This window comes from Clostridium ganghwense, from assembly GCF_026735165.1.
In the GTDB taxonomy this organism is placed as follows: Bacteria; Bacillota; Clostridia; order Clostridiales; family Clostridiaceae; genus Clostridium_H; species Clostridium_H ganghwense.
The window spans coordinates 112,829-127,608 of the sequence record NZ_JAPQES010000005.1 but is presented as its reverse complement, the minus strand read 5'-3'; the positions used below and the strand labels follow the sequence as shown (position 1 = coordinate 127,608).

Genomic DNA, 14,780 nt, shown 5'->3' with positions numbered 1-14,780 from the left:
AGTATTCAATCATAAAACTAGTTTAAAGATTATTAGAGTAAATTAATTATATCTTTGAGAGGAGAGATACAATATAAAATGAATAAGAATTATTTATCAGAAATTAAGGCAGGGTTTCAAGCTGGGGCGTCTATAGCATTAGGATTTATTCCTATTGCCATGACATTTGGAATTTTAGCTAAATCCAGTGGCATTAGTTTAGCAGAATGTGTAGGGTTTTCAGCAATTGTTTATGCAGGTGCATCACAGTTTGTTGCACTAGAGTTATTAAATTCAGGAGCAGGTGTATTGAGTATAATATTCACAACATTGCTTTTTAATTTCAGGCATTTTATTATGGGAGTCTCACTTAGTACTAAACTTAATAAAAATTGTTTGAAATGGCGTCCTTTAATAGCATTTTGGATGACAGACGAAACATATTCTATATCATATTTAAAACAAGAATCTGTTGGAGTATATTTTTATTTGCCTATGGCTGCAACTGCATATTTATCTTTATCACTAGGTTCTTTGTTAGGATTTCAACTAGGAAGTATAATCTCAAGTGCATTAAGTCAAAGTATGGGAATAGCTTTATATGCTATGTTTTTAGCAATATTAGCACCAGAGTTTAAAAAATCTTTTAAAACTATTGGCATTGTAGTAACTTCAGGCATCCTAAATTTATTAATTCACAATATTAAATTTATTCCTCAAGGATGGCACATCATAATAGTTATAGTATTAACTGTTATGATATGGAATGTAATAGATGAAAAAAATAATGAAAATGAGGAGAAATGTTATGAATAAGATAATGCTATTAATTATAGGAATGATGCTAGCAACATATATACCGCGAGTTTTACCTTTTTATATTGTTGAGAGATTAAATTTTTCAGATAAGGTGAAAAGAAGTTTAACATACATACCTTATGCAGCTTTAGGAGCTATGGTTATACCTGGCGGATTTTCAGCTATAGATGGACATCCTTTGATTTCAATATGTGCGTTAGGAATTGCAATACTATTAAGCGCTATCAAAGAGAAATTATTTATTGCAGTAACTGGTTCTGTTTTATTTACTTATATATGTTTACTTATGATTTAGATGATTAGATATTCAAGCAGATGGTGGAACACGTGATATCATTTTTTTGTATACTATAGTGAGGTTAATATATTATGTTAACCTAATAGTTGGGGGTGACTAAAGATGATACAGAAGGAAAATAATAGTGAATATAATAGGATACAAATGGAAAAAGATATTGACAACAATATATATGCACATACCTTTTATCTTATAAACAAAAAGGCCACACGTTCTTTAAGTGGTTATAATCCAACACAAATTAGAATGCTTCCTTTCACTGGTTATCATCCATCACAAATTAAAAAGGGTTATTATTTTGACAGATGTTTTATTGGTGAAGGCCAGACCGTTGCTATTGTTACAGCTTTCGATCATCCTAATATAGAAAATGATTTATGTGTGTTCAGTAACATGTTTAATCTACCGAAGGCTGATATTACAATTGCTTATCCCGATGGGCGACCACCAGTAAATCCTGGGTGGGCACTAGAAACTGCTCTTGATGTTCAGTGGGTTCATGCTTTGGCTCCAGGAGCAAAAATATTGGTTGTAGAAGCTAAATCAAACTCATACCGCCATATGTTCTCTGCTGTTGATTATGCCGTGAAACAAGGTGTACAAGTTGTTTCTATGAGCTGGGGAGGAAAAGAATTTAGCCTTGAATGGGTATTTGACCATCATTTTCAACATGAAGATATAGTATTTGTGGCGTCTTCAGGTAATGATGGCATACCAATATATCCGGCAGCATCATCTTATGTTCTGAGTGTAGGAGGAACTTCTCTGAAACTCAGCAAAAAGGGGAAACGTATATGTCCCGAGATCGCCTGGTCCGGTTCTGGCGGAGGTATAAGCCAGTTTGTACCCGAGCCTTGTTGGCAAATTACTTTTGGTATAACCAACGAAAATCAAAAACGCCGCATTCCCGATGTTTCATTTGTTGCTGACCCTAGTATGGGAGTTTGGGTTTATACTAGTGTTCCTATCCAAGGCAAATGGGGATGGACTGTTCTGGGAGGCACCAGCTTTGCAGCTCCTGCATGGGCAGCTGTGATAGCTTGTGCGGGACAGGGATACGGACCGATTACAAATTGCAGTGAGCGTCTTTACGCCATTGCTGGAAAAACTTCTTATTCAATTCCTCAGTATAACTTCTGTGATATAATAAAAGGTTCAAATGGTTTTCATCGTGCATCAAAAGAATATGATTATGTCACTGGGTTGGGATCTCCGATTGTGTACCGTTTAATTAGAAAACTCCGATGTTTAAAATAGATTGATAATTTAAAAATGTAAATCGCTATTATAAAAGCATTATGAACCACTGATATCATTTTTTTATATACTATAGTGAGGTTAATATATTATATTAACCTAATAGTTGGGGGTGACTAAAGATGATACAGAAGGAAAATAATAGTGAATATAATAGGATACAAAAGGAAAAAGATATTGGCAACAGTATGCAAGTGCACACCTTTTATCATATAAACAAAAAGGCCACAAGTTCTTTAAATGGTTATAATCCATCACAAATTAAAATGCTTCCTTTTACTGGTTATCATCCATCACAAATTAAAAAGGCTTATTATTTTGACAAATGTTTTATTGGTGAAGGTCAGACAGTTGCTATCATTACAGCTTTCGACCATCCCAATATAGAGCATGACTTATGTGTGTTTAATCGCATGTTTAATCTACCGAAGGCAGATCTTACAATTGCTTACCCAGATGGGCGACCACCAGTACATCCTGTTTGGGCGCTAGAAACTTGCCTTGATGTGGAATGGATTCATGCTTTGGCACCAAGAGCAAAAATACTGGTTGTAGCTGCTAAATCAAACAGATTAGTCGATATTTGCTCTGCTGTTGATTATGCCGTGAAACAAGGTGTACAAGTTGTTTCTATGAGCTTTGGAGGAGAAGAATTTAAGGGGCAATATCTTTTTGACCATCATTTTGTGCATGAAGATATAGTATTTGTGGCGTCTTCAGGTGATTATGGCATACCAGTGTATCCGGCAGCATCATCTCATGTTCTGGGTATAGGAGGAACCTCTCTGAAGCTTAGCAAAAAGGGGAAACGTATATGCCCCGAAATTGCTTGGTTTGGTTCCGGCGGAGGTATAAGCCAGTTTGTACCCGAGCCTTGCTGGCAAATTACTTTTGGTATAACCAACCAAAACCAAAAACGCGGTATTCCCGATGTTTCATTTCTTGCTGACCCAGGTACGGGAGTTTGGGTTTATATTAGTATTCCTGTGGAGGGTATGATAGAATGGGTTGTTTTGGGAGGCACTAGCTTTAGCGCTCCTGCATGGGCAGCTGTGATAGCTTGTGCGGGCCAGGGATACGGCTCGATTACAAATTGCAGTAAGCGTCTCTACACCATTGCTGGAAAAACTTCTTATTCAATTCCTCAGTATAACTTCTGCGATATAACAAAAGGTTCAAACGGTTTTTATCGTGCGTCAAAAGGCTATGATTATGTCACTGGGCTAGGATCTCCGATTGTATACCGTTTAATTAGAAAGCTTCGTTGTTTAAAATAGATTGATAATTTAAAAATACAAATTGATATTAAAAAGCATTATGCACCACTGATATCGTTTTTTTGTATACTATAGTGAGGTTAATATATTAGGCTAACCTAATATTTGGGGGTGACTAAAGATGATACAGAAGGAAAATAATAGGGAATATAATAGGATACAAAAGGAAAAAGATATTGGCAACAATATATATGCACATCCCTTTTATCTTATAAACAAAAAGATTACAAGTTCTTTAAAAGGTTATAATCCATTACAAATTAAAACTCTTCCTTTCACTGGTTATCATCCATCACAAATTAAAAAGGCTTATTATTTTGACAAATGTTTTATTGGTCAAGGTCAGACTGTTGCTATTATTACAGCTTTCGATCACCCTAATATAGAAAATGACCTATGTGTGTTCAGCAACATGTTTAATCTACCTAAGGCCAACATTACAATTGCTTATCCCGATGGGCGACCACCAGTGGATCCCTTATGGGCCCTAGAAACTTCTCTTGATGTGGAATGGATTCATACTTTGGCACCAAGAGCAAAAATACTGCTTGTGGCTGCTAAATCAAACACATTCACCAATCTTTTCTCTGCTATTGATTATGCAGTAAAACAAGGTGTACAAGTTGTTTCTATGAGTTGGGGAAGAGAAGAATTTTATGGTGAATGGGTTTTTGACTATCATTTTCAACATGAAGGCACAGTATTTGTGGCAGGTTCAGGCGATGCAGGTATGCCATTGTATCCGGCAGCCTCACCTTATGTTCTTGCTGTAGGCGGAACCTCTCTGCAGCTTAGCAAAAATGGGAAACGTATATGCCCCGAGGTCGCCTGGTCTGGTTCTGGTGGAGGTATAAGCCCGTTTGTCCCCGAGCCTTACTGGCAAATTATTTTTGGTATAACCAACCAAAACCAAAAACGCGGCATTCCCGATGTTTCATTCCTTGCAGATCCTAAGACGGGAGTTTGGATTTATATTAGTATTCCTTTTCATGGATACGTAGGATGGATTGTTCTGGGAGGTACCAGCTTTAGCGCTCCTGCATGGGCAGCTGTGATAGCTTGTGCAGGACAAGGATACGGCCCGATTACAAATTGCAGTGAGCGTCTTTACACCATTGCTGGAAAAACTTCTTATTCAATTCCTCAGTATAACTTCTGTGATATAACAAAAGGTTCAAATGGTTTTCATCGTGCATCAAAAGGCTATGATTATGTCACTGGGTTGGGATCTCCGATTGTGTACCGTTTAATTAGAAAGCTTCGATGTTTAAAATAGATTGATAATTTAAAAATGCAAATTGATATTAAAAATAACTACCCGCTTAGCGGGTGGTTTTCTTTGATACTATAAGGAAAATAGATTTTCTTATGTATTTAAAAGTAAAAAAATAGAGTAGCCTCTAAGAGAAACTACCCTATTTTCATTAAATAAAAATCAAAACTAAAGGAGATATTCAAAAATTACCTAGTAGGTTTTTGAAATTATATTTATATTTTAATAAAAAAAGCATATAAAATTCAATGTAGTTTAGATGGAAGTATTGGTGTTATTATACAAGTAAAATATAAAAAAATTAACATTAGCTTAAACAGAATATTACATACATTCATTATAATTTAATTAATAATTGTTAAAAAAATACATAGAATTTAATAAAAAATACGTCTTTATTTAATACTATGTTGTATAATAGTATTAAAGAGATAAAGGATGTGATTAAATGATCATTTTAAATGATAGTAATTACCTCATAAAGAAAAGTAAACGTGGATATGTAGTAATTAATTTAAAAGGACTTTATAAAAATCACAGTCACTTTAAGAATATTGGAACAGCAAAGAAATGTATATATTTAACTAAGAATAGGATAGTTCCAAAATCATTTTACATGATGGTAGCCTGTATAAGGTTATCTACAGATGAATTATATATAAGGAAAATACAAAAATTAAAAGAAGTAAAAGAGAATAAACAAAATATTAAATATAAAAATAAAAAAGTATCAGACAGAAAAAGTAGTTATGCTTTAGCATAGCTACTTTTTACTTTGGAAATATCGTTTCTAGCGTTTTGATATCAACAAAAGTAAACAGAATGAAGTAGGTATTTTAACAATAGCATTAACATAACATATATGCTATTATATATTGGTAATAATTATATATAATACTTTAAAAAAACATGTATAAATGTAGAAATCTGGTTTGAATATAAGCAGAGTAACAAATATAGTAACAATAAGAAAAAGGAGTAGGTGTATGGATAAAACAACAAGATTGAGAGAAGAAAATATAGGAAGTTTATTATTGAAATTTTTTATACCAGCTATTGTTGGAAACGTGGTAAATGCTTTATATAATATTGTTGATAGAATATATATTGGTAGAGGGGTAGGAGATTTAGCTTTAGCTGCATTGAGCATTATTTTCCCTATTATGATAATTACTTCTGGATTTGGTATGCTTATGGGGATTGGTGGCGGAGTGTTACAGTCTCTTAATTTAGGAAAGGGAGATAAAGATAAAGCAGAAAAAGTATTAGGAAATACATTTATCTTGCTTATTATTGCGTCAATTATAGTAAGTATATTATGCTTTATAATTAAAACTCCATTATTAAAAGCTTTTGGTGCAAGTAAAAACACTATTCAGTTTGCGGAAGAATATCTATCAATTATTTTACTAGGTACTATAGTTCAAAATTTAGGATTTGGTTTGAATAATTCCATTCGTTCTGAAGGAAATGCCAATATTGCTATGATAACTATGATTATAGGTGCTGTATTAAATATAATTTTGGATCCCTTATTTATATTTGTTTTTAAGATGGGAATAAAAGGAGCAGCTATAGCTACAGTTATTTCTCAAACGGCTAATACAATATGGGTTATTGCACACTTTAGAAGCACTAGAAGTGTATTAAAATTAAAAAAAGAGAATTTTAAATTGAATATTGAAATTGTTAAAGGCATTGTTGCAATAGGTATGGCTCCTTTTGCAATCCAAGCAGCTGGTGGGGCTGTAAATATTTTATTAAACAAACAATTAATAAGATACAGTGGAGATTCAGCTATTGGTGCTATGGGGGTTATAACTAGTATTTCTATGCTTATAATAATGTCTATAATATCTATAACACAAGCAGCTCAACCTATTATAGGTTATAACTATGGTGCTAAATTGTATTTTAGAGTTAAGAAAACTTTAAAATTAGCTGTTATTGGTGCTACTATTCTTGGGATTACAGCAGATATAATAATTCAGTTATTCCCTGAGCATATAATTGGATTATTTAATAAAGAACCTCAATTAATGCAAATAGGTTCTGTTGGATTGAGAATTACCTTGTGTATGCTGCCAATTATAGGATATCAAATAATAGGCGGTAATTATTTTCAGGCTATAGGAAAAGCTAAGACTTCTATGATTCTTTCAATGTTAAGACAGGTACTTGTTTTGATACCATTATTAATAATTTTACCTAAGTATTTAGGATTAATTGGGGTGTGGATTGCTGCTCCAATATCAGATATTATTTCGTTTTTTATAACAGTTTTTTTGTTTAACAAAGAAGTTAAAAAGTTAGATATATATGAGTTGGATAGTTCAACATTAGATAATAAAATTGTTGCATAAAATAGTAAATTTACAGTTATTAATGAAGATAGCTAATGAAAAGTTTTTAATGAAGTAATTAAAATGATTTTGGAGTGAAGTGAAATGATCGTAAAAGTAAAACCTTTAAAAACGGGTATATTACAAACTAAAGCTCCTTTTGAAGATATAAAATGTATTTTTAAGGATGAAAGAAATAATCTTTCAAATAGAAGCTTAATTAAACCAGTTCTTTTTTGTAGATATATAGGTATGAATTATAATGAGAGTGATTATATTAATAAATTAAAAGAGTTAGACAAGTATTTGCAATCAATTGAAGTAAGTTATATTAAATTCACAAACGGTTTGGAAAAAGTTTTAGATATGAATGAAATAGAAAAAGCTAAGAAAATTATGGACAATTATATTGAGTTAGAAAATGACAAGCATATAAATCCGTATAAATTATTCACTTTAAATATGGGCTATGAAATAAAAAATGAATGTTTAGAATGGACAAAAAAACAGGCTTTTAAAGAAATAATGGACTTGTATGATGCAAACAATATTAGTAAAAGTGAAACTGCCCGAAAAAATTTTGGTGTGAAATTGTTATTATGGATGAACAAATATCTGAAACAGCTGTTTGCAAATGAGTGTAATATTAATATAATACATAAGATTATATTTTACGGAACTATTAAAAGACATGAACTATATTTCTTGATACTGTTATCTAAGTTAGGGTGTGATGTAATCTACATAAATCCAAAAGAAGATATAGATTGTGAAATTCCAGAAGTAAAACATTATTCAAATGTCATAAGATGCAGCAAAATGCATAATAAAGTAATACAGTTTCCAGTACATAGGTCCAAAGTACAAGATGTAAGAATAGAAGAAAGTGTACATAAAAATTTTGAGGAAAAAGTAAATAAACATATGTCAAATATTAAAGTACAGGTCGAAAAAAGTTGTGAAGAACTTTCTAAATTGGCTGAATCAGTAGTAATGATAAATGTATATGATAATAATAAACAATTACTTGGTAAAGGATCTGGAGTTGTAATAAGTGACGAAGGGTTTATTATAACGAATTTTCATGTGGTAAATAAAGGAGTATTATTTGGTGTTGTTTTTGAAAATGATAACAATGAATATATGGTATACAACATTGTAAAATATCATACAGACTATGATTTGGCTTTAATAAAAGTGGACAAGAGAACAAAATCCATTGAATTGAGTAAAAAGAATTTAGTGAGAGGACAGAAGATTATAGCAATAGGTAGTCCTTTAGGTTTGTTTAATACTATTTCAGAAGGTATTGTATCAGGATTTAGAAAATTTGATTATGTAGAAATGGTTCAAATAACGGCACCTATTTCTTCCGGAAGTTCAGGAGGAGCATTAATTGATATGTATGGAAATTTGGCAGGGATAACAACGTCAGGATTCGATGGACAAAATTTAAATATGGCTGTGTTATCACAATGTATACAACAATTTGCTGGAAATATATTAAAGTTTACATAAAAAGGTAATGATGTTGAGTGTAGTTTAAACTAAGAGATGGAAATAGCCAACTCTTAGTTTTTATTTTATATTCTTTTATTTCCACCCTAAAAGCTTTTTTTCAAGCTCATCAAAATCATATTTTCTTTGTTCATAGTTGTTAAAAGAATCTACCTTTTCTTTTGGTATAGGAGGTTTGAAGTCTTCTTTTAAAGCTTTTATAATCCAAGGAACTAAACTTTTAATTTTTTTCTGATTTTTAGCTAGCAAATACTTTTCTTTTATTAAATATATATTCCCGTTAGCTGTTTTATGTATTTTTTCTGCTTCAAGAGGGGTTATATCTTCATCAAATATATTTTTAACCTGTTCTATGTAATTATTATTTTCGATTTGGAATATAGCGTTATTTTGATTCGTAGTATTAGTTATTATAAATTTTAGAGCTGTTACCTTTCTACCGTTTTTTATTTGCTCAAAATCAAAGGAGAGGTCTGTTTTAACGTTTATTTCTTTTTGTGCTTTTAAGATAACTTTCCTTTTAAAATCAGCATATAAAGTATATCTATCTTTTTCTATACCAAGAATACACTTTAATTCTTCTAAATCAAAGGTTCTTTGACCTATTCTCTCGTATTGTTTTAGAAGTTCATATATTCTAAAAGCATAGCCGCTTTTAAGTTGTATAATGTTTGTTAAATTATAGCTTGTGAATCTTGATTTTAGTTGCAATAAATAAGGTTTTAAATTAGGATCAAATCGCAATACTACTATTCCTTTGCCTTTTAGGTATGTTACAGAAGATAGCCAGGATAGTTGAATTTCTCTATCTTCTTCTTTAATGGTAAAAACTTTTCTCATTAACTCTTTAGTTACTTGAGGTACTTCTGCATATTTTGCTTGATTTTTTATTCCTAGTAGTTTTATAAAATCTTTTATTTTAAATTCATAGTCTTTAAACTCTTCATCCTCAGGTTTAATTTTAGAAGAAAGAGTTAATATAATTTTTTGTTCTCCAGCTGTTAATTTATAAGAAGCTTCTATTAATTTATTAGATTTTACAATTAGAGTATTGTTTTCTTTTGTTATCATGTAATCACCTCATGCATACAATTATATCTTTTTATGACTAGGAAGTAAATTGTCATATTATGCTATGAAATAGTCATATTTAATATTTTTTACTATAATTAGGTTACAGCACACTATGAAAAAGTCATATTAAAAAATGTATAATACTATGGAAAAGTCATATTAAAAAATGTATAACGCTATGAAAAAGTCATATTTTAAAGATATAGCATACCATAGAAGATTCATAGTACACTATGAAAAAGGCATATTTGAAGATATATTATCCTATGGAAAGGTCATAATCACTATGAAAAAGTCATGTTTGAAGATGCATTAGGCTATAGAAAGGTCATAATATACTATGGAAAGGTCGTATTTAAAATGTATTATACTATGAAAAAGGCATAATATACTATGAAAAGGTCATATTTCTTATTAAAAAACCTAGTGATATCAATACTTTAGAGGGAGCGTAAAATATTTAAAATTAGTTGTTTATATAAAATATTTAAAACAACTGTTGTAATATACTATGAAAAAGTCATATTTAATTATATAAATTTATAAGAAGTAACTTAAAACTAGATTCTAAAAATTTAAACTTAGAACCTGATTTTTATTATTTAAAAACTTAAGTTTAATTTTAAATTAAATTTGTAATAGTATTCTAGGGTAAATTATATTTACTATGAAAAGGTCATATTTAAAATTTGGTTTTACTATAGAAAGGTCATAATTTATATTAGCATAATAGATATTATGACTATGAAAAGGTCATATTAAAAAATATGTTTGTATAAAAGGTTACTATAGTTAAAATATGAGAGGAGTACACTTATATATTGAGTCTTATTTTTGAAAAGTTTCTTTTGTAGAATTTTGTTGAAATGTGTTGAAAAATAAGGTAATATTCCATATATAATAATATTTTTATGGAGGAATTTTATGCGGAGAAAAAAAATATCTTTTTTGGTTTGTACAGTTTTAATTTTCTTTCTAATTTTATTGGGGAGGCAAGCATTTATTTCAAAAAAAACAACTGAGATATCATTAAAAGAAAATAGCAGTTCAATATATAAAGTTTATTGTGGAAATGGAAAAATGGGACACAAAGATGGTAACAGATTAGAAGCAGAGTTTTTGTTTAATTATGGAATTGCTTTAGATAAAGCAGGAAATTTGTTAGTTGCAGATTCTTATAATAATAGAATAAGAAAAATATCTAATGATAAGGTTACAACGTTAGCAGGGTATTCAGATAAGAAGGATAGATTTAATTTTCCCTTAGGTGAATTTATAGATGGAGATGTTGACAAAGCTAAATTTAATAAGCCTAGAGATTTAGCTGTAGACAAAGAAGGAAATCTATATATTTCAGATAGTGGAAATAATGTAATAAGAACAATAATAAAAGGACAAGTATATACTTTTGTAGGCACAGGCAAGGAAGGATATAAGGATGGTAAAGCACAAGAAGCTCAATTTGCTTTACCATCAGGAATAGCAGTAGATGATAAAAAAAATATTTATATAGCTGATACATTAAATCATGTCATACGTAGGATATCTCCAAAGGGTGTGGTTTCCACTTTTGCTGGTGTTAAGAGCAAAGATGGTGGTTATAAAGACGGAGATTTAAAGGAAGCTATGTTTAATGAACCTTCAGATATAGTTATAGATAAAGATGGAGCAATATACATAACTGATAGTGGAAATCAAAGAATTAGAAAAATACATAAAGGGAAAGTTGTAACTATTGCAGGTTCTGAAAAGGAGATTATAAAAGGAACTTCATATATAAAAGGTGGGTTCGCTAATGGCCAGGCTCTACAAGCAAAATTCAATTTTCCAAAGGGCTTATGTTTAGACGAACAAGGAAATATATATGTAGCGGATACATTTAATCATAGTATAAGAGTTATAAAAAGAGATGGAGCAGTTTCTACACTATTAGGTGATGGTAAGTCTGGTATGTATAATAAAGAGAGATTTAATCATCCTACAGCTGTATTATATAAGGATGGTTATTTATATGTATCAGATAATAAAAACAACATTATTGGAAAGATAAAAGTTAAATAGGAGGCTATTAATGAGAATAAAAAAATATATATTTTCGCTATTCCTTACTTTATTAGTTGCGATTACTGGATTTGCAGGTTTGTTTGATGGTATAGAAAATAATGTAAGAGATAGCGTGTTTCAATATAAAGAGAGAAATGTAGATTTAGAAAACATAGTTATTGTAGGAATTGATGATCGCAGCTTAAACAAGATTGGTAGATGGCCATGGGATAGATCTGTTCATGCGGAGCTTATAGAAAAGTTAACAGAGGGAGAAGCAGTAGTTATTGGTGTAGACGTAATCTTATCTGAAACCTCTAAAAAAGAAAGTGATGATGTATTAGTTAAGGTGGTTAAAAATGTGGGGAATGTAGTATTTCCTATAGTAGGTAATTTTAATTATAAAAAGTTATCAGCAAATATAGGAATAGATAGAATTAAGGGAGATGTAAAACCTGATAGTATTATTGAAAGCTTTAATGAATTAAAGAAGGTATGTGCTGCGGGTCACATCAATGTTTTGGAGGATCCTAATGATGGAGTGGTTAGAAGTGCATTAGATTCTTTTAAATATAATGATAAAGAAATAAAAAGCTTTGATTATACTATAGTAAAAGAATATGAAAAAAGAACAGGAAAAAAAATCTTAAATAGAGAAATTCCTAAAGATTTTTTTAATAGATATTATATAAATTTTAATGGAAAGCCAGGAGCGTTTAAAGCAATATCATATTATGATGTTTTGAGTGGAAAAGTACCTTCAATATATTTTAAAGATAAAATTGTTTTGATTGGTCCATATGCTGAAGGATTTCCAAATGATAGTTTTTATACTTCTATACAAAAGAATGCTAAGATGTATGGGGTAGAAGTCCATGCAAATATTATTCAAAATATATTTCATAATAATTTTAAACAAGAAATTTCAGAGCTTATTAAAGCATTAATAATAATAATTTTAGGGATAGCTGCACACCTTATTTTCAATAAGATAAATCCTAAGTTTTCTTTTATAATATTTGGGGTAATATCAGCTCTTTATTTATTTGTTGCAAGATTTACATATTCTAAGGGATATATTTTAAATATAGCATATCCAATAATACTATTAGCACTACTTTATATATCTAGTATTGTATATAAATATCTAAGCGAATTTGCAGAAAGAAGAAGAGTTACAAATGTCTTTGGAAAATATGTAGCACCTGAGGTAGTTGATGAGATATTAAAAGGTGAATTAAAAACACTTAAATTAGGTGGAGGGAAAAGAGAAATTTCAGTTTTATTTGTAGATATTAGAGGATTTACGCCGTTGTCAGAAAAGGTACAGCCAGAGCAAGTAGTTGAAATTTTAAATGAATATTTAACTTTAACCTCAGAATCTATATTTAAATTTGGTGGAACATTAGACAAATTTATTGGGGATGCTACAATGGCAATTTTTAATGCTCCTTTAGATCTGGAAGATCATCCATTAAAAGCTGTGCAGGCTGCATTTGCAATGAAAAAAGGATCAGAAGACCTTAAGAAAAAGCTGGAAGAAAAATTTGGAATATCTGTCGAATTTGGAATAGGTGTTAATACAGGTTATGCAGTTGTGGGAAATATAGGTTCAAAAACAAGAATGGACTATACAGCTATAGGAGACACAGTAAATACTTCTGCTAGATTGGAAAGCAATGCAAAAAGAGGACAAATATTATTAAGTGCCTCAACCTATGAAAGAGTAAAGGAAAAGGTTACAGCAAATTATCTAGGAGAAATGAAGGTAAAAGGAAAAGAGAAGATGATTCCAGTTTATGAACTTAAAGATATTCATATAGATTAGAAAAGAGGTGATGTATTGGCGCAATATAAATTTAAGAAACGATTAAAAGCTTTAATTGCAAAAGTAAGTATAGTTATTTATATACATAGTATGCTTTTTGGAAAAATGATTTTTGCACAAGAGCATAGGAATACTCAGATTATCAAGCTTAGTGGTGATGCAAAAGTGTTTATACAGGGCGGCGAGCGATCATTTGATGCTTTTGAAGGGATGAGCTTAGTAGAAGGAGATAGTATTGTTGTAGGCAAAAATTCACAGATGACACTTTTAATAGATACTGATAAACAGATAATTCTTTCAGAAAATAATCAATTAACCTTAAGTGAATTATCGGGAAAAGCATCAGAAGGACAAACTGAAATATCACTTTGGGTGGGTAAAATATGGACAGATATTAAAAATAAGTTAAAAGGATCAAGTAAATTTGAAATTAAAGCCTCTTCCACAGTGATGGGAGTAAGAGGAACAAAGTTTTATGTAGATTTTAATGATAATAATATTAATGTTGGTGTTTTAGAAGGGATTGTTAGTTCTATTACATCAATAAATGTTAAAGACAAGGATGGAGAAAGAATTGTTAAGGAAATTGAAACTCTATTAAAGAAGAATGAACAAGCAGTTGTTAATTCAGATGTGAATAATAAAGAAAATTTAGCTATGAAGGAAGTGACAAAAGAGTCACTAGATTTATTTGTACTTGAAATAATTAAAGATAATCCTGAGAAAATAGATAAAAAGCTGCTGGAAGGAATAGAGGAAGTTATAGAAAAGAAAAAGCAGGAGAAAGACAAGAAAGTCAACAGAAAAGAGAAACAAAATAAAGAACAAGCAAAAAAACTATATTTGATAGAGGAAGATAATACATCTATTATAAATAACACTGATAGAGTAGATAATAATCCACCAGATAATAATAACCCACCAGATGGTAATAATCCACCGAATGAAAATACTATACCAGATGAAAATACTATACCAGATGAAAATACTATACCAGATGAAAATACTATACCAGATGAAAATACTATACCAGATGAAAATACTATACCAGATGAAAATACTATACCAGATG

At 30.3% G+C, this 14,780-nt stretch carries 12 protein-coding genes; 11 read left to right on the top strand and 1 reads right to left on the bottom strand.

Annotated features, from left to right (window positions below):
• Positions 1-78 precede the first annotated feature (78 nt).
• The 8 genes from OXH55_RS13990 to OXH55_RS13955 all read left to right on the top strand — a co-directional run bounded on the left by OXH55_RS13990 (position 79) and on the right by OXH55_RS13955 (position 8,763).
• Positions 79-795: an AzlC family ABC transporter permease gene (locus OXH55_RS13990; protein ID WP_268050624.1), complete on the top strand. Its 717-nt coding sequence runs from the start codon at positions 79-81 to the stop codon at positions 793-795.
• The gene (locus tag OXH55_RS13985) at positions 788-1,093 is read left to right on the top strand and encodes an AzlD domain-containing protein (protein WP_268050623.1); all 306 of its coding nucleotides are present in this window, start codon (positions 788-790) and stop codon (positions 1,091-1,093) included. The genes OXH55_RS13990 and OXH55_RS13985 overlap by 8 nt, the downstream gene beginning before the upstream one ends.
• A 105-nt stretch (positions 1,094-1,198) precedes the next feature.
• The gene (locus tag OXH55_RS13980) at positions 1,199-2,353 is read left to right on the top strand and encodes a S53 family peptidase (protein WP_268050621.1); all 1,155 of its coding nucleotides are present in this window, start codon (positions 1,199-1,201) and stop codon (positions 2,351-2,353) included.
• Positions 2,354-2,475: 122 nt separating this feature from the next.
• Positions 2,476-3,630: a S53 family peptidase gene (locus OXH55_RS13975; protein WP_268050620.1), complete on the top strand. Its 1,155-nt coding sequence runs from the start codon at positions 2,476-2,478 to the stop codon at positions 3,628-3,630.
• Between the two features lie 121 nt (positions 3,631-3,751).
• On the top strand, positions 3,752-4,906 hold the full coding sequence (locus OXH55_RS13970) for a S53 family peptidase (protein WP_268050619.1): 1,155 nt from the start codon (positions 3,752-3,754) through the stop codon (positions 4,904-4,906).
• A 445-nt stretch (positions 4,907-5,351) separates the two neighbouring features.
• On the top strand, positions 5,352-5,666 hold the full coding sequence (locus OXH55_RS13965; RefSeq protein WP_268050618.1) for a hypothetical protein: 315 nt from the start codon (positions 5,352-5,354) through the stop codon (positions 5,664-5,666).
• 223 nt (positions 5,667-5,889) lie between these two features.
• On the top strand, positions 5,890-7,266 hold the full coding sequence (locus tag OXH55_RS13960; RefSeq protein WP_268050617.1) for an MATE family efflux transporter: 1,377 nt from the start codon (positions 5,890-5,892) through the stop codon (positions 7,264-7,266).
• Positions 7,267-7,350: 84 nt separating this feature from the next.
• Positions 7,351-8,763, top strand: coding sequence for a serine protease (locus tag OXH55_RS13955; RefSeq protein WP_268050616.1), 1,413 nt, complete (start codon positions 7,351-7,353; stop codon positions 8,761-8,763).
• Positions 8,764-8,838: 75 nt separating this feature from the next.
• Here the strand turns inward: OXH55_RS13955 and OXH55_RS13950 are convergent, their stop codons facing one another.
• Entirely contained in the window at positions 8,839-9,834 is a 996-nt protein-coding gene (locus tag OXH55_RS13950; RefSeq protein WP_268050615.1) for a replication initiation protein, read from the bottom strand.
• Positions 9,835-10,761: 927 nt separating this feature from the next.
• Here OXH55_RS13950 and OXH55_RS13945 point away from each other — a divergent pair.
• From OXH55_RS13945 to OXH55_RS13935, 3 genes are all read left to right on the top strand, one after another.
• Positions 10,762-11,898: an NHL domain-containing protein gene (locus OXH55_RS13945; RefSeq protein ID WP_268050614.1), complete on the top strand. Its 1,137-nt coding sequence runs from the start codon at positions 10,762-10,764 to the stop codon at positions 11,896-11,898.
• Between the two features lie 10 nt (positions 11,899-11,908).
• Positions 11,909-13,708 carry a CHASE2 domain-containing protein gene (locus OXH55_RS13940; protein ID WP_268050613.1) on the top strand — a complete coding sequence of 600 codons (1,800 nt, stop codon included), beginning with the start codon at positions 11,909-11,911 and terminating at the stop codon, positions 13,706-13,708.
• Between the two features lie 15 nt (positions 13,709-13,723).
• Positions 13,724-14,780: FecR family protein (locus OXH55_RS13935; RefSeq protein ID WP_268050612.1), on the top strand; the 1,057-nt coding region annotated here is incomplete at its 3' end.

Coding starts and splice junctions, on each gene's coding strand:
- OXH55_RS13990 (WP_268050624.1), top strand. CDS start 79: ATGAATAAGAATTATTTATCAGAAATTAAGGCAGGGTTTCAAGCTGGG.
- OXH55_RS13985 (WP_268050623.1), top strand. CDS start 788: ATGAATAAGATAATGCTATTAATTATAGGAATGATGCTAGCAACATAT.
- OXH55_RS13980 (WP_268050621.1), top strand. CDS start 1,199: ATGATACAGAAGGAAAATAATAGTGAATATAATAGGATACAAATGGAA.
- OXH55_RS13975 (WP_268050620.1), top strand. CDS start 2,476: ATGATACAGAAGGAAAATAATAGTGAATATAATAGGATACAAAAGGAA.
- OXH55_RS13970 (WP_268050619.1), top strand. CDS start 3,752: ATGATACAGAAGGAAAATAATAGGGAATATAATAGGATACAAAAGGAA.
- OXH55_RS13965 (WP_268050618.1), top strand. CDS start 5,352: ATGATCATTTTAAATGATAGTAATTACCTCATAAAGAAAAGTAAACGT.
- OXH55_RS13960 (WP_268050617.1), top strand. CDS start 5,890: ATGGATAAAACAACAAGATTGAGAGAAGAAAATATAGGAAGTTTATTA.
- OXH55_RS13955 (WP_268050616.1), top strand. CDS start 7,351: ATGATCGTAAAAGTAAAACCTTTAAAAACGGGTATATTACAAACTAAA.
- OXH55_RS13950 (WP_268050615.1), bottom strand. CDS start 9,834: ATGATAACAAAAGAAAACAATACTCTAATTGTAAAATCTAATAAATTA.
- OXH55_RS13945 (WP_268050614.1), top strand. CDS start 10,762: ATGCGGAGAAAAAAAATATCTTTTTTGGTTTGTACAGTTTTAATTTTC.
- OXH55_RS13940 (WP_268050613.1), top strand. CDS start 11,909: ATGAGAATAAAAAAATATATATTTTCGCTATTCCTTACTTTATTAGTT.